Raw genomic sequence first — 19,024 nt, 5'->3', positions numbered from 1 at the left:
GCGGTTCGGCTTGCTGTCCTTCGACCCTATCGACACGTTTCGGCGCCCGACGGTTCAGGCGGACCGGCGCGGGTCCCAGCGGAAGAACCGCTTGCCCAGGGAGAAGGACAGGCCGGCCCAGGCGCACAGGATGCCGATCGGCTGGGCGCAGGCGCGGAAGGAGCCGGCGAGGCCGACGGCGGCCGGGACGCCGGTCACCGTCGGGTCGCTCGCGAAATCGCGGCCGAGCCAGGCGGTGCGGACGATCTCCACGACCGGGCTGGACGGCAGATACGGCGCCAGATGCTGGGCCCATCCGGGAAGGTCGCTGATCGGCATGGCAATCCCGGACGTCATCATCATCGCCAGGATCACCGGGGTCACGATCCAGGTGGAGACCTCGCCGGAGGGCAGCAGCCCGGACAGTCCGATGGCCAGCAGCGAGAAGGCGACGGCGCCGAGCAGGATGCCGAGGAGCAGCAGCAGCGGGTTGTGCGGGGCAGGAGCGTCGATGGCGAGGGTGCCCACCACCAGCAGGATCACCACGTGCAGGAGACTGGTGACACTGCCGCTGGCCGCCTCTCCGGCCAGGATCGCGGTGTCGGGCAGCGCGGTACCGCGCAGCCGCTTGTAGACGAGCCGGTCTCGGCGGGAGGCCGCGGAGTTGATGACGTTGTAGACGATCCACAGCAGGACGAACCCGGCGAACCCTGGCAGCAGGTAGACGCCGGTGTCGTATCCGGCGATCTCGCCCTTGCCGTGCCGGCTGATCGAGTAGGCGAGGCTCAGCCCGAGTGGCAGCAGTGCCCCGGTGAGGGCGAAGCCGAGATCGCGCCAGTACACGCTCTGGGAGAGCAGGAACTGAGAGGAGGTGAGACGCAGCCAGGTCATGCTCGTCCCCTTCCGGTCGCGGCGAGGTCGAGGAAGACGTCCTCCAGGGATGCGGTGCGCACTTCGAGGCCGCGCAGGCGGACCGCGTTGTCGTCGGCCCAGTTCAGTACCATCCGCAGGACGGACTGCGGGTCGGCGGTGACGAGGGTGAGGCGCCCGTCGGCCTCGTGCACCTCGGCGTCGGGGAACGGCGGCAGGGTGCGGGCGTTGACGGCGGCGTCGGCCGTCACCGAGATCCGGGTGCTCGCCTCCCGGGCGAGGACGTCGCCCACCGTGCCGTGCCGCACGATCCGGCCGCGGTCCATGATGGCGACCCGGTCGGCCAGGAACTCGGCCTCTTCCATGTAGTGCGTCGTCAGCAGCATGGTCATGCCGTCGTCGACCATCCTCTTGAGGAATCGCCAGGTCTCCCGGCGCGACTCGGGGTCGAGACCGGTGGTGGGTTCGTCGAGGAACAGCAGCCGGGGCCTGCCGAGGACGGAAAGGGTGAGGTCGAGCCGGCGCCGCTCGCCACCGGAGAGCCGGCCGACCTTAGTCCGGGCCCGGTCCTCCAGGTCGACCAGGCGCAGCGCGTCCTGGACGGAGGCGGCGGACGGGGTGAAGCGTCGCCAGGCACGGACCGTTTCGGCGACGGTCAGTTCACCGAAGAAGCCGGCCTCCTGGAGCATGATCCCGATCTGCGGGGCGATGCGGGCGCGCTCGGTGTACGGGTCGTGGCCGAGGACCGTGACGCTGCCCGAGGTGGGCCGCAGATAGCCCTCCAGCACGTCCATGGTGGTCGTCTTGCCCGCGCCGTTGGTGCCGAGCAGCGCGACCACCTCGCCAGGACGCACGTCGAGACGGATGCCGGCCACGGCGGTCCTGGCTCCGTAGTCGACACGCAGGTCGGCGACCTGGATCACGGATTCGGTGTTCATGGTTCGACCCTAGGAATCCGGGGGCCGTGGCAGTAGAGCGGACTTCACGGGTTCCGGAGGCGTTCCGCACGACGGTGACCATGACTTTCGTCATGCCGTACGCGCAGGCCTCGGCGATCGGTGCAGCCACAGCAGCTGGGCGATCCCGAACGCCTCGCCTGGACGACACCGAGCCGGCGCCCGAGCTGGCGCGATCCGGCACGGCGGGCGCGGATCGGCCCCGACACGTCAGCTCCACTGGCCCCCGAGTGCTCGCACCTCGTCGGCGTAGAGCTCGGTGGGGTCGAATCCCATGCCGGTGAAGTGTCCGGCGAGTTCGAGCGAGAGGACGCCGTGCAGGCGGGTCCAGAAGGCGAGGGCCCGGCCGAGCGCCGATGACGGGGCCGGGTGCTCTCCGGCCCAGGCGCGGTGCTCGGCGAGGTGGGTGTCGAGCGGGCGCGGCGTGGCGGGCGGTTGCACGGCGGCGCAGGCGTCGAGGAGGTGCGCCATGATCTCGGAGGCGATGCGCGTGGTGTCCTCGGGTGCCCGGTACCCGGGCACGGGGGTGCCATAGACGAGGAAGTACCGCTGGGGGTCGTCCAGAGCCCACCGGCGCAGCGCGTCCGCCAGGCCGCCGAGGTCGGTGCCGGCCTCGGCGCGGGCGGCGAAGGTGTCGGCCAGGCTGCGGTACGCATCCCTGACGAGCGCGGTGATCAGCTCGTCGCGGTTGGCGAAGTAGCGATAGAGGGCCGGCCCGCTCATGCCCATCTGCTTGGCGATGGCGTTGAGGGACAACGCCGAGGCCCCGGCGGTGGCGATCTGCCCCCAAGCGTGCCGCTTGATCTCCTCCTGCACCTGTACCCGGTAGCGCTCCCTCGGTGTCCTCGTACCCGATTCGCCCATGACCCGCCTTCCTCTCTCCAGCCGTTGCTAGTTAGAGGGTATCACCATCGCTCTTGACTATTACGTTCAGATAGAGCTATAACTTCTAACGAACGCGAAAGCATCTACGAGAAGAGGCGATCATGAGCACCCAACGTCGTATCGAGGTCGTCCTGCCGGGCATCGTGGCGCCGGAGGGCCTGGAGATCCGCGAGAGCGCCGTTCCGGAGGCGGGCCGGGGGCAGATCGTGGTCGCCATGGAGGCGACCGGCGTCTCGTTCGCCGAGCAGCAGATGCGCCGCGGGCGGTACTACGACCAGCCGGCCTTCCCGTTCGTGCCCGGCTACGACCTGGTCGGCCGGGTGCTGGCAACCGGCGCGGGTGTCGACCCGGCCCTGGCCGGGCAGCGGGTGGCCGCACTGGTGAAGGTCGGCGGGTGGGCCAGCCATGTCGTCCTCGACGCCGACGACGCGGTCCGAGTCCCGGAGGGCCTCACGGCGGCGGAGGCCGAGACCGTCGTGGTCAACGGCATCACGGCCTGGCAGATGCTGCACCGCAAGGCCCGGGTGCGCACCGGACAGACCGTCCTGGTGCACGGCGCCGGCGGCGGCGTCGGCTCGGTCCTGGTCCAACTCGCCCGCGCGGCGGGCGTGAAGGTGATCGGCACGGCCTCCCCCCGGCACCACGACGCCCTGCGGGAACTGGGCGTCGTCCCGGTCGACTACCGCGCCGGCGACGTGCCCGCCCAGGTCCGCGAACTGGCACCCGGCGGGGTGAACGCCGTCTTCGACCACGTCGGCGGCCGGAGCGTCGTCGACTCCTGGCACCTGCTCGCCCCCGGCGGCACCCTCATCTCCTACGGCAGCGCCTCCACCCGCGACGACACCGGCTCCAAGCAGTGGCCCGTCCTGAAGATCCTCGCCCGCACCTGGCTCTGGAACACCCTGCCCAACGGCCGCCGTGCCCACTTCTACAACATCTGGGCCGGTCGGCCGCTGAACAAGGACCGCTTCCGGGCCCGGCTGCGCGCCGACCTCACCGAGGTCTTCGCCGCCGTCCGCCGCGGCGAGGTCACCGCCCGCATCGCCGCCCAACTGCCGCTCGCCGAGGCCGCCGAAGCCCTGCGCCTGGCCGAGTCGGGCACCGTCTCCGGCAAGGTCGTCCTGACTCCCTGACCCCTGACGCGCACCCGCCCCACGCACCCACCTCTCGACCCGCCCCCACCCGAAGGAGTCCCGCCGTGAAGTCCACCCCGCGCCGCACCCCGACCGCACTGATCGGCGCCACGGCCGTCTGCGCCGTACTCGGCACCACCGCCGCGGCCGCGCAGCCCACCGGGCAGCACCTCCCCAAGGCCGTCGCCGGATGGGCCGCCGCATGGAACGGTGCCGACCCCCGGGCGCTCGGCGCCCTGTTCACCGCGGACGGCACCTACACCGACCAGGGCCTGGGCGTCACCTTCCACGGCCGCCAGGAGATCGCGGGGTGGAAGGCCCGCACCGACAGCCTCATCGACGACGTCCACGTCACGGTGAAGGCCACCCACCAGGACGGTTCCCACATCACCGTCGAAGCCGTCTACTCCGGCCACCTCAAGGGTGCGCCCAAGCCGTTCGCCGTGCCGATGGCCACCCTCCTCGACCTCGGCGAGCACCACCGGATCGCTTCCGACCAGGACTACTACAGCCTCGACTCCGTCCTCGCCCAGTCCGGCCTGCCCGCCGACTGGACCCCGCCCACCCACTGAGCCGACGCGCCGACCACCCACCGGTTCGGCTCGACCCTGTCGAGGATCCTCGAAATCCCCGGCGGAGCAGCAGGATCAGCAGACAGACCCGCGGCTGCGGCTCAGGCCGACCGAGTGCCGTGATCACTTGCTGCTTCTTCGGCGGCAGTGATTACCGATACTGCGGAAACCCGGCTCCCCCTAGGATCTCCCGCCTGCGACTCCTGTTGCCCGTCCTCGGCGACGCCGACCTGCCGGCCGATGCCACCGCGACCGTCGCCCGCACCCTTGCCTCCATCGGCACTCCGCCCGAGGCCGCGGCCACCCTCGCCGAGGCCCTGCTCGACCACCCCTTCTGGGACGGCGAGACGTGGTACTTCCAAGGAGACGGGTCTCCTCTCAGCGGCACCAACAGCGCCGCCCACACCAGCCGCGTACGGCTCTTCGGCGGCTGCTACAGCCCCCGCAGCATCCGCTTCGAGCTCTCGCCCGACCAGGCCGCCCGCCTCGCCGAAGCCCTCGGTACCGCCGGCTGAGGACGGCTCCTGGCGCCCCCACCGGGCACACCCTGCCCGGGGGGCGACTGCTGTTCCAGGAGCGTTCTGGCACGGATCTGGCACGGCGGGGGAGTTGGTCCAGACAACACAAAAGCCGCAAGTCAGCTGACCTGCGGCTTTCGGCATGGAGCGGGCGACGAGAATCGAACTCGCGCTATAAGCTTGGGAAGCTCATGTTCTACCATTAAACTACGCCCGCCTGATGAGCCGTCAGAGACCGCTCGATCCGCCATCACTGTACCCCATCCGTGACGCCGGTTGCACAGGTGGCAGGAGGTCGTGGCGGAGGCGGCCGGGAGCGGGGCGGAGGCGTACTGTGTGGGCCGCGTGAGAGTGCTCCGGCGGGGTGGGTTTCGGGGCGGCGAGCCGTGGTGTGGAATGTCCGGAACTTCCCCTAATGTGACGCTGTCCCGGGGCCCCGGCCCGTCCGGGGCGCGATGAGTACGGGTGAGTACTGGGGTAAGGATGGGAAGGGGACCGATGGAGCAGCGCGCCGTCGTTCGTTGTGCCGAGGGGCACCTGTTCAGCACCACCACGTTCCCGATGCAGAACCTCGGGCCCGGCCGGCTGGGGCCCGGCCGGTTGATCCGCTGTCCGCAGTGCGGACGGCTGCGGAGTTCGGTGCTGGCCGACGTGCAGGAGCTGTCCGCTCCGCAACTGGCCCGGGCGATGCGGCTGGAGGCCGCGGAGTTCCTGGCCTGACCGAGGCGGAAGCGGCGCGGAAGCGCGGCGGGAGTGACGGGTGCGGCCCCGGGCGATTCGTCCGGGGCCGTGTCGTGCACGTAACCTCGAAGCGTGCTGCTCTCTGACAAGGACATCCGGACCGAAATCGACAAGGGCCGGGTCGCGATCGACCCGTTCGACCCTGCGATGATCCAGCCCTCCAGTATCGATGTGCGACTGGACCGCTTCTTCCGGGTCTTCGAGAACCACCGTTACCCGCACATCGACCCCTCCGAGGAGCAGCCGGACCTGACCCGGCTGGTCGAGCCGGAGGGCGACGACGCGTTCATCCTGCACCCGGGTGAGTTCGTGCTGGCGTCGACGTACGAGGTCATCACGCTGCCCGAGGACGTCGCCTCGCGACTGGAGGGCAAGTCCAGCCTGGGCCGGCTCGGCCTGCTGACGCACTCCACGGCCGGCTTCATCGACCCCGGTTTCAGCGGGCACGTCACGCTGGAGCTGTCGAACGTCGCGACGCTGCCGATCAAGCTCTTCCCGGGGATGAAGATCGGGCAGCTCTGCCTGTTCCGGCTCTCCTCGCCGTCCGAGCACCCGTACGGCTCCGCGCGCTACGGCTCTCGTTACCAGGGCCAGCGCGGCCCGACGCCGTCCCGCTCGTTCCTGAACTTCCACCGTACGAAGATCTGATCCGGGGGTCCGAGAAGGATCCCGGGAGGATCCGGGACGAGGACCACGGAGAGCGCACGCACAGCGGGCGGCCACCCCGGACGACGGGGGTGGCCGCCCGCGGCGTTACGGGCCCGGCTCAGGGCTGCCAGGGCTACCAGGGCTGCTTCAGAGCCCGCTCAGGGCCCGCTCAGCCGCGCTTCGGGCGGGTGACGGCGACCAGCTCGCTGCCGTCCTCGGAGAGGCGCAGCTCGGTGCGGAGCTCGGCCAGCTCGCCGAGGTGGTGCAGGTGGGTGCCGCCGCAGAAGATCTGCGCGGGCCCCTCGGGCAGCTCGCAGTGCCACTGGCGGCGGGCGGTCAGCTCGGGACCGGGGACGTCGATGCGGACGGCGGCGTCGGCGGCGACCCAGGCGGCCAGCTGCCGGTTGACGGCCTCGGTGAGGGCGGGCAGGGCCTCGGCGAGGGCCGGGAAGTCCTCGGTCGCCTCGGTGGTGAAGCCCTTCTTGCGCAGCGACTTGCCGAGCCGGTAGGTGTCGGTGCTCGCCTCGGTGTCCATCACGGAGGTGGCCATCGCCAGGCTGTCGAAGTCCGGGTGACCGAAGGCGTCGGCGCGGCCCGGGTCCTTGCGCCAGCGCGGGGCCAGGGCGGCGTTCAGGGCGAGGGCGAGCAGGTGGCAGCCGCTGTGCGAGGCGCAGAGGGCGGCACGGCGTTCGGCGTCCACGGCGAGCACCGCGACCTTGCCGGCCAGGGCGCCCGGGTCTCCGTCGACCACGTGCAGGACCAGCCAGGACCACTCCTCGTCGCCGCGGCGGACCGGGATGTCGGCGCCGACCAGCGGCGCGCCACCGTCCGGGCCGACCGCCCCGGTCAGGCAGTCGACGACGGCGAGCTCGGTGCCGTCGACGGTGAGGGTGCCGAGGTCGGCGGGCTGGTCGGGCCAGGTGTGGTCGAGCGGGTGGAACGGGGTCGCCTCGGTGACGACCGCGTACCGTCCGCCGTCCAGCGGGTGCACCGCGAGCACCGGGGACTCGCCGGTCACCGCCCCGGCCGGGAAGCTGACGTGGGTGGTGGGGAGGGTCATTCCTGGCTCCGTGCGCGTGAGGGTGGTGGAAGCGGAACGGGCCCCGCAGGCGGGGCCCGTCGTCCATTCTCTCCCGGCACGGCGCCGCGCGGGCAGCGCCCGGCCCCCGGCCGACGGGCTCAGCCCAGGGTCGGCAGCTTGATCAGTACCAGCAGCGCCAGGAGCTGCAGCGCGGCCGCGCCGGCCGCCTTGCCCCAGGGCAGGTCGTGCAGCCGGCGGACCATGGTGGTCAGCAGCACGGCGCAGAGCACCCAGGTCGCCCAGCCGACGACCTGGACCACCATGTTGTCGGAGGGCAGCACCAGGGCCAGCAGCAGCCGGGGCGCGTCCGTCGTCCAGCCGATCAGCACGGCCAGGCCGACCGTCGACTTCCACGGGCCGTCCCCGCCGAACTGGCGGGCCAGTGCGTACGTCACCGCCCCGAGCGTGGCGCCGGCCAGGGTGAAGCCGATCGCGGCCACGAGCATGGCGGTGAGTGCGACGGTGAAGGTCGAGTTGACCACGTCGTCGTGGGTCAGGCCGATGCCGAGCACGGCCAGCGCGCCGTACAGCAGCGAGACGGTGAGCGCGGGGAGCCAGACCTGGTGGTCGCGGGTGCGGTCGAAGGTCGCGGTCGGGTGGCGGAAGAGGCCGACCAGCAGCTCGCGCCAGGTCGGGCGCGGGCCGGAGACGTGCGGGGCCGACTGGCCGCCGGCCCGGTAGACGCCCACGTTGTCCTGGGCGTAGCCCTGCTCCTGGCCGTAGCCCTGGTCCTGGCCGTACGCCTGCTCCTGGCCGTAGCCGTGGGGGCCGCCCTGGTCGTAGGCGCCGTCCGGATAGGGCTGCCCGTACTCCTGCGGGTACCCCTGCCCCTGGTACGGGTACGGCTCGCCCGCGTACGGGTCGCCGCCGGTCGGGAACGCCCGGGTGTGGCCGGGCTGGTCGGCGGCGTACGGGTCGTACCCGCCCTGGCCGCCGTGGGCCTGACCGCCCCCGTGCCCCTGGCCGCCTTGGGCCTGGGCGCCGTGTCCCTGGCCGCCCCCCGGCGCCCCCCGGTGCGGGGCCGTGAAGTACTCCGGCCCGTCCACCTGCCCGTACCCCCCGGGCGCCCCCGCCGAGGGCGGAGGAGCCGACCACCCGCCGTGGGGGTCGGCGCCCTGACCGCTGTCGTATCGATTACCAGCCACGTTCCGAAGGTACCCGTCCGGCTGACCCCGCGTCGGCCGTGCACCCGGGCCGGGGCACGTTTGCAGCGAGCCTGTGACGGCCGGGCGGCCCGCTCGCGCTCAGCGCTGCGCGGACACCTTGGGCGCGTGCACGGCCGCGGCGGCCGTGGTCCCGGCCGGGCATCCGCCCGGGCCGGCCGAGGTGCGGACGGCGCCGACCGGCAGCAGCGTGCCGCAGGCGATCCGGACGCCGCTCGGCAGCTCGTTGTCGGCCTCGACGATCGCGCCGTCGCCGATCACCGCGCCGTCCAGCGCCGTCCGGTCGCCGATGGAGGCGTACGCGCCCACGATCGAGTCCTTGACCAGGCTGTCCGGGCCGATCACCGCGCCGGGCAGGATGACGCTGCCCTCGACGATCGCGCCGGCGTCGACCACCGCGCCCTCGGCGACGACGCTGCCGCCGCTCAGCACCGCGCTCGGGTGGACGGTCGCGCCGGGCAGCAGCAGGGCGTCGCCGGTCGGGCCGGGGACGGCCGGGGAGTCGACCTTGCCGAGCACCAGGTCGGCCGAGCCGCGGACGAAGGCGGCCGGGGTGCCGAGGTCCAGCCAGTACGAGGTGTCCACGACGCCGCGCAGCAGGGCACCGGTGGCCAGCAGCTCGGGGAAGGTCTCGCGCTCGACGGAGACCTCCCGGCCGGCCGGGATGCGGTCGATCACGGACCGGGTGAAGACGTAGCAGCCGGCGTTGATCTGGTCGGTGACGATCTGCTCCGGCGTCTCCGGCTTCTCCAGGAACTCCAGCACCCGGCCGTTCTCGTCGGTCGGGACCAGCCCGAACGCGCGCGGGTCCTCGACCCGGGTGAGGTGCAGGGTGACGTCGGCCCCGGCGGCCACGTGGCCGTCGCGCAGGGCGGCGATGTCGACGCCCGACAGGATGTCGCCGTTGAAGACCAGGACCGGCTCGTCGGGGCCGCAGGTGAGCCCCGAGGCGGCGTTGCGGATGGCGCCGCCGGTGCCGAGCGGCTCGCGCTCGGTCAGGTAGACGAGCTCGATGCCGTACGGGGTGCCGTCCTGGAAGTGGTCCTCGAAGACCTCGGCCAGGTAGGAGGTGGCCAGCACCACGCGGGTCACCCCGGCGGCGGCCGCGCGGGCCAGCTGGTGCGCGATGAACGGGACGCCTGCCACGGGCAGCATGGGCTTCGGGGTGTGGGTGGTCAGCGGACGCAGTCGCGTGCCCTTACCACCGACCAGCATGATCGCCTCGGTCATGGTCTGCGCTGTTCCCCTTGTGGTCTCTGCGGCCCGGCCCGGCGGGCCGATACCTCCGTCGGTGGTCTGGACACCCGTCCGGTGGGCCGGAACGGGTCGACCGGCACAGGGCCGGTCAGGCGCCTACTGTATTTCCTTCCAACCGGGATGCCTCCCGGTGGTCCGGCGGTTGGCGCCCCGGCCGGACCGGTCCGGCCTGCGACGCAGGGCGGAAAACCGGGCGAGGGCCCGGTGAAACCCGGTGGAATGCCCGCCGCCGGGCCCGGCGAAAAGCCCGGCCCGGCGGGCGCTCGTGGCACCCACCGGGCCGGGCAGTTGTAACAGAACTGTCGAACACCGGGACGGTCGCCCGCCCTGTGCGGGCGTCGGCCGTCCCCGTCCGTGGGGCCTCAGGCCTCCGACCTCGGACCTCAGGCGTCGACCGTCTCCGCCTCCGCCGCGGCCGGCGGGGTCGCCTTGACGGAGTCGAGCAGCAGCTGGGCGACGTCGACCACCTTCAGGTGCTCCTTGGCCGCGCCCTCGTTCTTCTTCCCGTTGACCGAGTCGGAGAGCATCACCAGGCAGAACGGGCAGGCGGTGGAGACGATGTCCGGGTTGAGGGACAGCGCCTCGTCCACGCGCTCGGTGTTGATCCGCTTGCCGATCCGCTCCTCCATCCACATCCGCGCGCCGCCGGCGCCGCAGCAGAAGCCGCGCTCCTTGTGGCGGTGCATCTCCTGCTGGCGCAGACCGGGGACCTTGTCCATGATCTCGCGCGGCGGGCTGTAGACCTTGTTGTGGCGGCCCAGGTAGCAGGGGTCGTGGTAGGTGATGAGGCCCTCGACCGGGTTGACCGGGACGAGCTTGCCCTCGTCGATCAGGTGCTGCAGCAGCTGGGTGTGGTGGATGACCTCGAAGTGGCCGCCCAGCTGCGGGTACTCGTTGGCGATGGTGTTGAAGCAGTGCGGGCAGGTGGCGACGATCCGCTTCTTCGGAGCGTCCTCCAGCGCCGCGTTCAGGGTCTCGACGTTCTGCGCGCCGAGCATCTGGAAGAGGAACTCGTTGCCCAGGCGGCGGGCGGAGTCACCGGTGCAGGACTCCTCCTTGCCGAGGATCGCGAACTGCACGCCGGCGGTGTGCAGCAGCTCCGCGAAGGCCTTGGTGGTCTTCTTGGCGCGGTCCTCCAGGGCGCCGGCGCAGCCGACCCAGTAGAGGTACTCGACCTCGGCGGGGTCGATGTCCTCACCGATCACCGGCACCTCGATGCCGGTCTCCTTCTTCAGCTCCTTGACCCAGTCGAGGCGGGCCTTGGTGGCCATGCCCCACGGGTTGCCCTTGTTCTCCAGGTTCTTGAGCATCGTCCCGGCCTCGGTCGGGAACGAGGACTCGATCATCACCTGGTAGCGGCGCATGTCGACGATGTGGTCGATGTGCTCGATGTCCACCGGGCACTGCTCGACGCAGGCGCCGCAGGTGGTGCAGGACCACAGGACGTCCGGGTCGATGACGCCGTTCTCCTCGGCGGTGCCGATCAGCGGGCGCTCGGCCTCGGCGAGGGCGGCGGCCGGGACGCCGGCGAGCTGCTCGGCGGTGGCCTTCTCCTCGCCCTCCATGTCCTTGCCGCCGCCGGCCAGCAGGTACGGCGCCTTGCCGAAGGCGTGCTCGCGCAGGCTCATGATCAGCAGCTTGGGCGAGAGCGGCTTGCCGGTGTTCCAGGCGGGGCACTGCGACTGGCAGCGGCCGCACTCGGTGCAGGTGGAGAAGTCGAGGATGCCCTTCCAGGAGAAGTGCTCGACCTGGGAGACGCCGAAGACGGCGTCGTCGGCCGGGTCCTCGAAGTCGATCGGGGCGCCGCCGCTGGTCATCGGGCGCAGGGCGCCGAGCGCGGTGCCGCCGTCCTCCTCGCGCTTGAAGTAGATGTTGAAGAAGCCGAGGAAGCGGTGCCAGGCCACACCCATCGAGGGGTTGATGCCGATGGTGGTCGCCCACGCGAACGAGATGCAGATCTTCAGCATCGCGAAGAAGTAGATCAGGTTCTCCAGCGTGCCGTGCTGCAGCCCGCTGAGCGCCGAGACCAGCGGGTACGAGACCAGGTGCTCGGGCCCGTACGAGTCGACGCCGTTGAGGGCGCCCTCCAGGGCGCGCAGCATCAGGATGCAGAGGCCGATGCCGAGGATCGTGTACTCGACGTAGAAGGCCTGCCAGGCGATCGAGCCGGCGAACCGGGACTTGCGGCCGGACCGGGACGGCAGGCTGAGCAGCCGGATCACCATCAGGGTCACGATGCCCACCGTGGTGAGGGTGCCGAGCAGTTCGACGAAGAGCTGCCAGAGCATCCAGTGGCCGATGATCGGCAGCGCGAACTCGGCGTCGAAGAGCTGGCCGAAGGCGTTGACGATGGTCAGCACCAGGCTGAAGAAGCCGACCGCGACGAACCAGTGCGCGATGCCGACGACGCCCCAGCGGTTCATCCGGGTGTGGCCGACGAACTCGACCGCCACGGTCTTCACCCGCTGTACGGGCTCTCCGAATCTGGTGGGGTCGGACTGGCCGGTCCGCACCACCTTGAAGATGTACAGCGCCCCACGTGCGGCGAGCGCGGTGCCGATCACGAACGTGACCAGCGAGATGACGATCGCTGCTAGTTGCATCGGCTCTCCGTCTCCTGCGGCTTTGCTGGGTTGGCGGTCTCTCCGGATCGATTGTACTCGTCGGTAACTTCCTGGGCCGACGGCCCGGACATTACCGTTTGTCAACTCTTCTCCAGAAGGTGTTCAACGTATGGCGGCAGTCACGTGAGTCCACACTCACCACGCCAGCCCAGCGGGTCCACCCGGCCCCATCCCCGCGCGACACCCGGAAGCCTCCGCGAAACCGCTCAGCAAAGTTGAGCGCTACCGACTCATGGCTGTTGACGCCCCCCGCCGAGTCGTGCATCCTTGAGCCCGTAAAGCTCAACTCTTCCGTGGAGGTACCAACGATGGCACGCGCGGTCGGCATCGACCTCGGTACGACGAACTCGGTCGTCAGCGTCCTTGAGGGTGGCGAGCCCACCGTCATCACGAACGCCGAGGGTGCGCGGACCACGCCGTCCGTCGTGGCCTTCGCGAAGAACGGCGAGGTGCTGGTCGGCGAGGTGGCCAAGCGCCAGGCGGTCACCAACGTCGACCGGACCATCCGCTCGGTCAAGCGCCACATGGGCACCGGGTGGAAGATCAACCTGGACGGCAAGGACTTCAACCCCCAGCAGATCAGCGCCTTCGTGCTGCAGAAGCTGAAGCGCGACGCCGAGGCGTACCTGGGCGAGACGGTCACCGACGCCGTCATCACCGTCCCGGCGTACTTCTCCGACTCCGAGCGCCAGGCCACCAAGGAGGCCGGTGAGATCGCGGGCCTCAACGTCCTGCGCATCGTCAACGAGCCGACCGCGGCCGCCCTGGCCTACGGCCTGGACAAGGACGACCAGACCATCCTGGTCTTCGACCTCGGCGGCGGCACCTTCGACGTCTCGCTGCTGGAGATCGGCGACGGGGTCGTCGAGGTGAAGGCCACCAACGGTGACAACCACCTCGGTGGTGACGACTGGGACCAGAAGGTCGTCGACCACCTGGTGAAGGTCTTCCAGGCCGGCCACGGTGTCGACCTGTCGAAGGACAAGATGGCCCTCCAGCGTCTTCGCGAGGCTGCCGAGAAGGCCAAGATCGAGCTGTCCTCGTCCTCCGAGACCTCGATCAACCTGCCCTACATCACGGCCTCCGCCGAGGGCCCGCTGCACCTGGACGAGAAGCTCACCCGGGCCCAGTTCCAGCAGCTGACCGCGGACCTCCTGGAGCGCTGCAAGGTCCCGTTCCACAACGTCATCAAGGACGCGGGCATCGCCCTCTCCGAGATCGACCACGTCGTCCTGGTCGGCGGCTCGACCCGCATGCCCGCCGTCGCCGAGCTCGTCCGCGAGCTGACCGGCGGCAAGGACGCCAACAAGGGCGTCAACCCGGACGAGGTCGTCGCCATCGGCGCCGCGCTCCAGGCCGGTGTCCTCAAGGGCGAGGTCAAGGACGTCCTGCTGCTCGACGTCACCCCGCTGTCCCTCGGCATCGAGACCAAGGGCGGCATCATGACCAAGCTGATCGAGCGCAACACCACGATCCCGACCAAGCGGTCCGAGATCTTCACCACGGCCGAGGACAACCAGCCGTCCGTGCAGATCCAGGTCTACCAGGGCGAGCGCGAGATCGCCGCGTACAACAAGAAGCTCGGCATGTTCGAGCTGACCGGTCTCCCGCCGGCCCCCCGCGGCCTGCCCCAGATCGAGGTCACCTTCGACATCGACGCCAACGGCATCATGCACGTCGGCGCGAAGGACCTCGGCACGGGCAAGGAGCAGAAGATGACCGTCACCGGCGGCTCCGCGCTGCCGAAGGACGACATCGAGCGCATGATGCGCGAGGCCGAGCAGTACGCGGAGGAGGACCACAAGCGCCGCGAGTCGGTCGAGACCCGCAACCAGGCCGAGCAGCTCGTCTACTCGACCGAGAAGTTCATCGCCGACAACGCCGACAAGCTCCCGGCCGACGTCAAGACCGAGGTCGAGGCCGCCATCGGCGAGCTCAAGGAGGCCCTGAAGGGCGAGGACATCGCGGCCATCCGCGACGCCTCCGAGAAGGTCTCCACCACCGCCCAGAAGCTCGGCCAGGCCCTGTACGCCAACGCCGACGCCGCCGGTGCCGCCCCGGCCGGTGACGCCGCCGGTGCCAAGGACGACGACGTCGTCGACGCCGAGATCGTGGACGACGAGAAGCCCAAGGGCGGTGCGGCATGACGGAGAAGCCGCAGGGTGCTGAGCCCGGCGACGACTCCGCCGCCGAGGAGGCCGTGATCAAGGCGGCCGAGGAGGCCGCCGCGGCCGGTGACAGCACCGACGGCGCGGGCGACGCGGCCGCGGCCAAGCGCGAGCTGGCCGAGCGGACGGCGGACCTCCAGCGCCTTCAGGCCGAGTACCAGAACTACCGCAAGCGGGTCGAGCGCGACCGTCTGACGGTCCGTGAGATCGCCGTCTCCAACATCCTGGAGTCGCTGATCCCGGTCCTGGACGACATCGGCCGGGCCCGCGAGCACGGCGAGGTGACGGGCGGCTTCAAGTCCGTCGCCGAGTCCCTGGAGACGGTCGTGGCCAAGCTGGGCCTCCAGCAGTTCGGCAAGGAGGGCGAGCCCTTCGACCCGACCATGCACGAGGCGCTGATGCACAGCTACTCCTCGGACGTCACCGAGGACACCTGTGTCCAGATCCTCCAGCCCGGCTACCGGATCGGCGAGCGGATCATCCGCCCGGCGATGGTGGCGGTCGCGGAGCCCCAGCCGGGCACCCAGACCACTGCCGCGCCCGACGCCGACAAGGCCGAGGACGCCGACAAGGCAGACGGTGGCTCGGAGAGCTGACAACCCGTGCGCTGCGGAGTCGTACGTCGTCCAGTACGACGGCCGGCTCCGCAGCGCCGTCTCCGTTGACAGCACCCTGTCCCTGTCTCTTGACAGCACATTGACTATGGATCGTGGGAGGTGGCGGCAGCCATGAGCGAGCGCAGCGAGCGAATCGACCGGGGGCGCGCGTTCCGCGAAGCGGCTGCCGAGCGAAGCGAGGTGGGCGCATGAGCGAGCGCAGCGAGCGAATCGACCGGGGGCGCGCGTTCCGCGAAGCGGCTGCCGAGCGAAGCGAGGTGGGCGCATGAGCGGCAAGGACTACGTGGAGAAGGACTACTACAAGGTCCTCGGCGTGCCCAAGGACGCCTCCGCCACCGAGATCAAGAAGACGTACCGCAAGCTGGCGCGCGAGTTCCACCCCGATGCGAACAAGGGCGACAGCAAGGCCGAAGAGCGTTTCAAGGACATCTCCGAGGCCTATGACGTCCTGTCGGACGAGAAGCGCCGCAAGGAGTACGACGAGGCGCGCACCCTCTTCGCCAACGGCGGCTTCCGCTCCGGCGGCCCCGGCGGCGGCAACTACAGCTTCGACTTCGGCGACCTCTTCAGCGGTAGCCAGGGCGGCGGCGGCGCCGGCGGCGGCGGGATCGGCGACGTCTTCGGCGGTCTCTTCAACCGCGGCGGCCGCCAGCCCCAGCCCCGGCGCGGAGCCGACGTCGAGACCGAGGTGACGCTCTCCTTCGAGGAGGCCGTCGACGGCGCGACCGTCCCGCTCCGGATGACCAGCCAGGCCGCCTGCCGCACCTGCAGCGGCACCGGCGCCAAGGCCGGCACCACCCCCCGGGTCTGTCCCACCTGCGTCGGCGCCGGCACCGTCAGCCGCGGCCAGGGCGCCTTCGCCCTCTCCGAGCCCTGCCGGGACTGCCGCGGCCGGGGCATGATCGTCGACGACCCGTGCCCCGACTGCCACGGCAGCGGCCGGGCCAGCTCCGCCCGCACCATGCAGGTCCGGATCCCGGCCGGCGTCCAGGACGCCCAGCGCATCCGCCTCAAGGGCAAGGGCGCCCAGGGCGAGCGCGGCGGCCAGGCCGGCGACCTCTACGTCACCGTGCACGTCGACACGCACCCCGTCTTCGGGCGCAAGGCCGACAACCTCACCGTGACGGTGCCCGTCACCTTCCCCGAAGCCGCTCTCGGCGGCACCATCGAGGTGCCGACGCTCAACGGCCCCTCGGTGAAGCTCAAGCTGCCCCCCGGCAGTGCCAACGGCCTCACCCTGCGGGCCCGCGGCAAGGGCGCCACCCGCAAGGACGGCACCCGCGGCGACCTCCTGGTCACCGTGGAGGTCGTGGTGCCCCAGCACGTCACCGGCGACGCGCTGACGGCCCTGGAGCAGTACCGCGAGGCCACCGCCTCCGACGACCCACGAGCCGCCCTGTTCCAGGCGGCGAAGGGAGCGTGACGACCAGATGACCCCCGACAGCAGCCCGCTCGGCCCCCTGGGCCCCGGCGGCCCGATCGGCCCCGGCGTGGGCGAAGGCCTCCCCGGCAGTGCCCCGCGCGCCCGCCGGGCCGCCCCGCCCCCGCAGTACGTCCTCACCGAGGACACCCCGGTCTACGTGATCTCGGTCGCCGCCGAGCTCTCCGGCCTGCACCCGCAGACGCTGCGCCAGTACGACCGCCTCGGCCTGGTCTGCCCCGACCGCACCGCCGGCCGCGGCCGCCGCTACTCCGCCCGCGACATCCAGCAGCTGCGCGAGGTCCAGCGCCTCTCCCAGGACGAGGGCATCAACCTGGCCGGCATCAAGCGGATCATCGAGCTGGAGAACCAGGTCACCGCCCTCCAGTCCCGCATCGCCGAGCTCGCCGACTCCCTCGAAGGTGCCGCCACCACCCTCCAGCAGCGCGAGGCCACCATCCACGCCTCCTACCGCCGCGACCTGGTGCCCTACCAGCCGCCCACCCAGTCCAGCGCCCTGGTGGTGTGGCGGCCCAAGCGCTGACTTGCCGAGCCTGGACACGGCCGCCGGTTCCCTCTGGTCGGGGGGGTGCCGGCGGCTGTCCGTTGGTGAGAGGGTGCCAGTCAACAGGTTCGCCACGCAGCAGTGGAAGAATGCCCGATCCTGCATCCGCCTCACGATCTAGGATCGCGGTGAGGTGCCAGTACCACCATGGGGCCAGTTCGGTCATCGAGAAGGAGCCGTGAATGAGCGGGAGGAACGACTCCGGTCCGGATGTTGTCAGCGCGGGCACGCTGTCCGCCGCCGCCCACGATCTCTACCTTTTGATTATCCGCACCCGTGGCCGCATCAACCGCAAAGAAATCCACGACAGCAGCTACGGCCATCTCGGCGAACTGCTCGATATCGGCCTGCTCATTCCCGACACCGATGACCCCGAGGTCCTGGTGGCGGTCGACCCTCAGCAATTGGCCACCAGACTGAGCACCACGTGGCAGCGGCAGGCGCTTGACCTCCTGGCGCGCGCCATAGCCGTCCCGAGCGACCTACAGGGCCTTGCCGAGGCATTCCACCGGCCGGAGTCGACCGGCGGGATCATCGAATACGTGCACGGAAAAGCACTGATCGCCCAACGGATAAACCACGCCGTGACCTCGGCAAAGGAGGAGATACTCGCCGCCCAGCCCGGCGGACCTCGGCCTCCGGAGGTCCTCTCGCGAGCCATCTCCGACGACCTGGGTGATTTGAAGCGCGGCATATCCACGCGGACCATCTACCACCCGAGCACCCGGTACCACGCGCCGACCCGGGACTACGTCGCGAAAATCACCGAGGCGGGAGGCAAGTTCCGCACTCTCGACGAGCCCTACACGCGGCTGATCATCGTCGACCGGCTCCTCGCCGTGATTCCGGTCGCGGAAGACCTCAACGTCGCTGCCTTCATCTACGATCCGGCAGTCATCCACTTCCTCTTCCACGAAGTGTTCGAGCGCAACTGGAACCGCGGCCTCGATTTCAGCGGCGGCCGGACCGTTCCACAACAGGTGGTCTCCCGATTGCGGCAGACCATTATCGATCTGCTCCTCGAAGGCACCAACCACCGGGTGATAGCCCGACGTCTCGGCATCAGCGAACGGACACTGGCCCGCCATCTCGCCGAGATGCGCGAGGACTACAACGTCGAATCGCTGTTCCAGCTGGGCTACGCACTCGCGCGCCTGCAGCACGAGTCCCACGACGGCTAGCCCCCGCCGCGCCGCATCCGGCGACAGCACGAGCCCCCGCCGGCTGCCGGCCGCGGGTACTCCCTCACCCGTGCCGCATCGCCCGGCCCACAGTCACCACATCACAGGATTCGCCACAAGCCGGGCGAAACTGTCATGTCCACTGGTGGTCATTCTCCAAAAAGCTGAGCGACGCCTGGGCTGACTGGTCATTGGAATCGACTCCGGTGACCGATCGATTGACATGGACAGAACTATCGGCATCATGTCCACTGACGCCAATGCCGAGCACGGCAACGAAGCCAACGGATATCGCCACCATGGCCGCACTGGCGACCTGACGCAGACGAGACATGCACACCCCAATCTCTCGTGGCATGTCCGATCGAAAGCGCATACGACATGCCATCAAACGCTCAGATGGTGCCACATAGAGCTTGCGACTGTCACGGACGAACTCATGCAGAGGGTGGCATCTCTGTGCCATGCAGACGGATGACACTGTGCGTCAGTGGACTGCCGGCTCTGCTCGGTGGACGATCAACTCACGCCCTCCTCACCTCAACGCCGGATCCTCCCGTTCGGCGCCGGTATCACTGGGCGGCGAAACAACGATAAATCGGCCCAAATTCTCTGAGCAGCAACCTCCACGCCACGCGTCGGCCGT

At 70.4% G+C, this 19,024-nt stretch carries 17 protein-coding genes, 1 tRNA gene and 1 pseudogene; 10 read left to right on the top strand and 9 right to left on the bottom strand.

All coding sequences use genetic code 11. The annotated features are described in order from the left end of the window. Nucleotides 1–54: 54 nt before the first annotated feature. The 3 genes from ACZ3YO_RS20775 to ACZ3YO_RS20765 form a co-directional block, all read right to left on the bottom strand. Entirely contained in the window at nt 55–870 is an 816-nt protein-coding gene (locus tag ACZ3YO_RS20775) for an ABC transporter permease (RefSeq protein ID WP_465571203.1), read from the bottom strand. Continuing rightward, the gene (locus tag ACZ3YO_RS20770; protein WP_465571200.1) at nt 867–1,787 is read right to left on the bottom strand and encodes an ABC transporter ATP-binding protein; all 921 of its coding nucleotides are present in this window, start codon (nt 1,785–1,787) and stop codon (nt 867–869) included. Before ACZ3YO_RS20770 ends, ACZ3YO_RS20775 begins: the two co-directional genes overlap by 4 nt. Nucleotides 1,788–2,015: 228 nt before the next feature. Then, nucleotides 2,016–2,669 carry a TetR/AcrR family transcriptional regulator gene (locus tag ACZ3YO_RS20765; RefSeq protein WP_465571197.1) on the bottom strand — a complete coding sequence of 218 codons (654 nt, stop codon included), beginning with the start codon at nt 2,667–2,669 and terminating at the stop codon, nt 2,016–2,018. Between the two features lie 122 nt (nt 2,670–2,791). Between ACZ3YO_RS20765 and ACZ3YO_RS20760 the strand changes: the two genes are divergently transcribed. The 3 genes from ACZ3YO_RS20760 (at nt 2,792) to ACZ3YO_RS20750 (ending at nt 4,910) form a co-directional block, all read left to right on the top strand. Continuing rightward, the gene (locus tag ACZ3YO_RS20760) at nt 2,792–3,823 is read left to right on the top strand and encodes a medium chain dehydrogenase/reductase family protein (protein WP_465571195.1); all 1,032 of its coding nucleotides are present in this window, start codon (nt 2,792–2,794) and stop codon (nt 3,821–3,823) included. 65 nt (nt 3,824–3,888) lie between these two features. Beyond that, nucleotides 3,889–4,395: a nuclear transport factor 2 family protein gene (locus tag ACZ3YO_RS20755; protein WP_465571192.1), complete on the top strand. Its 507-nt coding sequence runs from the start codon at nt 3,889–3,891 to the stop codon at nt 4,393–4,395. A 206-nt stretch (nt 4,396–4,601) separates the two neighbouring features. Continuing rightward, nucleotides 4,602–4,910 (top strand): hypothetical protein, encoded by a 309-nt coding sequence (locus ACZ3YO_RS20750; RefSeq protein ID WP_465571189.1) that lies wholly within the window; start codon nt 4,602–4,604, stop codon nt 4,908–4,910. A 146-nt stretch (nt 4,911–5,056) separates the two neighbouring features. Here the strand turns inward: ACZ3YO_RS20750 and ACZ3YO_RS20745 are convergent. Beyond that, nucleotides 5,057–5,130: transfer RNA gene (locus ACZ3YO_RS20745), tRNA-Gly, on the bottom strand. A gap of 281 nt (nt 5,131–5,411) precedes the next feature. On the opposite strand from ACZ3YO_RS20745, the gene ACZ3YO_RS20740 reads away from it, so the two are divergent. Both ACZ3YO_RS20740 and dcd read left to right on the top strand, forming a co-directional pair. Next, nucleotides 5,412–5,633 (top strand): hypothetical protein, encoded by a 222-nt coding sequence (locus tag ACZ3YO_RS20740; RefSeq protein WP_153461495.1) that lies wholly within the window; start codon nt 5,412–5,414, stop codon nt 5,631–5,633. Between the two features lie 93 nt (nt 5,634–5,726). Further along, nucleotides 5,727–6,302, top strand: a complete 576-nt coding sequence (gene dcd, locus ACZ3YO_RS20735) for a dCTP deaminase (RefSeq protein ID WP_465571185.1) — start codon at nt 5,727–5,729, stop codon at nt 6,300–6,302. Nucleotides 6,303–6,471: 169 nt separating this feature from the next. On the opposite strand, the gene ACZ3YO_RS20730 is transcribed toward dcd, so the two are convergent. From ACZ3YO_RS20730 to ACZ3YO_RS20715, 4 genes and pseudogenes are all read right to left on the bottom strand, one after another. Further along, on the bottom strand, nt 6,472–7,362 hold the full coding sequence (locus tag ACZ3YO_RS20730; protein ID WP_465571182.1) for an alanyl-tRNA editing protein: 891 nt from the start codon (nt 7,360–7,362) through the stop codon (nt 6,472–6,474). A 119-nt stretch (nt 7,363–7,481) separates the two neighbouring features. After that, nucleotides 7,482–8,528: a Yip1 family protein gene (locus ACZ3YO_RS20725; RefSeq protein WP_465571180.1), complete on the bottom strand. Its 1,047-nt coding sequence runs from the start codon at nt 8,526–8,528 to the stop codon at nt 7,482–7,484. 174 nt (nt 8,529–8,702) lie between these two features. Further along, a pseudogene (gene manB, locus ACZ3YO_RS20720) lies at nt 8,703–9,776 on the bottom strand (mannose-1-phosphate guanylyltransferase); the annotation flags it as partial. A 410-nt stretch (nt 9,777–10,186) separates the two neighbouring features. Beyond that, nucleotides 10,187–12,406, bottom strand: coding sequence for a (Fe-S)-binding protein (locus ACZ3YO_RS20715; RefSeq protein WP_465571177.1), 2,220 nt, complete (start codon nt 12,404–12,406; stop codon nt 10,187–10,189). Between the two features lie 329 nt (nt 12,407–12,735). On the opposite strand from ACZ3YO_RS20715, the gene dnaK reads away from it, so the two are divergent. The 5 genes from dnaK (at nt 12,736) to ACZ3YO_RS20690 (ending at nt 18,378) form a co-directional block, all read left to right on the top strand. Beyond that, nucleotides 12,736–14,574 (top strand): molecular chaperone DnaK, encoded by a 1,839-nt coding sequence (gene dnaK, locus ACZ3YO_RS20710; RefSeq protein WP_396324265.1) that lies wholly within the window; start codon nt 12,736–12,738, stop codon nt 14,572–14,574. Further along, complete coding sequence (grpE, locus tag ACZ3YO_RS20705) at nt 14,571–15,191, top strand: nucleotide exchange factor GrpE (protein WP_465548621.1); 621 nt, start codon at nt 14,571–14,573, stop codon at nt 15,189–15,191. The genes dnaK and grpE overlap by 4 nt, the downstream gene beginning before the upstream one ends. Nucleotides 15,192–15,477: 286 nt before the next feature. Beyond that, on the top strand, nt 15,478–16,635 hold the full coding sequence (gene dnaJ / locus ACZ3YO_RS20700) for a molecular chaperone DnaJ (protein WP_465571173.1): 1,158 nt from the start codon (nt 15,478–15,480) through the stop codon (nt 16,633–16,635). Between the two features lie 7 nt (nt 16,636–16,642). Further along, on the top strand, nt 16,643–17,176 hold the full coding sequence (locus ACZ3YO_RS20695) for a heat shock protein transcriptional repressor HspR (protein WP_396324268.1): 534 nt from the start codon (nt 16,643–16,645) through the stop codon (nt 17,174–17,176). A 203-nt stretch (nt 17,177–17,379) separates the two neighbouring features. After that, nucleotides 17,380–18,378 carry a helix-turn-helix domain-containing protein gene (locus ACZ3YO_RS20690; protein ID WP_465571170.1) on the top strand — a complete coding sequence of 333 codons (999 nt, stop codon included), beginning with the start codon at nt 17,380–17,382 and terminating at the stop codon, nt 18,376–18,378. Nucleotides 18,379–18,511: 133 nt separating this feature from the next. Here ACZ3YO_RS20690 and ACZ3YO_RS20685 read toward each other — a convergent pair whose 3' ends face one another. Continuing rightward, nucleotides 18,512–18,712: a hypothetical protein gene (locus ACZ3YO_RS20685; RefSeq protein ID WP_396324270.1), complete on the bottom strand. Its 201-nt coding sequence runs from the start codon at nt 18,710–18,712 to the stop codon at nt 18,512–18,514. Between the last annotated feature and the right edge of the window lie 312 nt (nt 18,713–19,024).

The organism is Kitasatospora sp. NPDC022785 (assembly GCF_055561295.1).
Note: the sequence above shows the minus strand (reverse complement) of the source record. Positions and strands in the feature narration are given on the sequence as shown.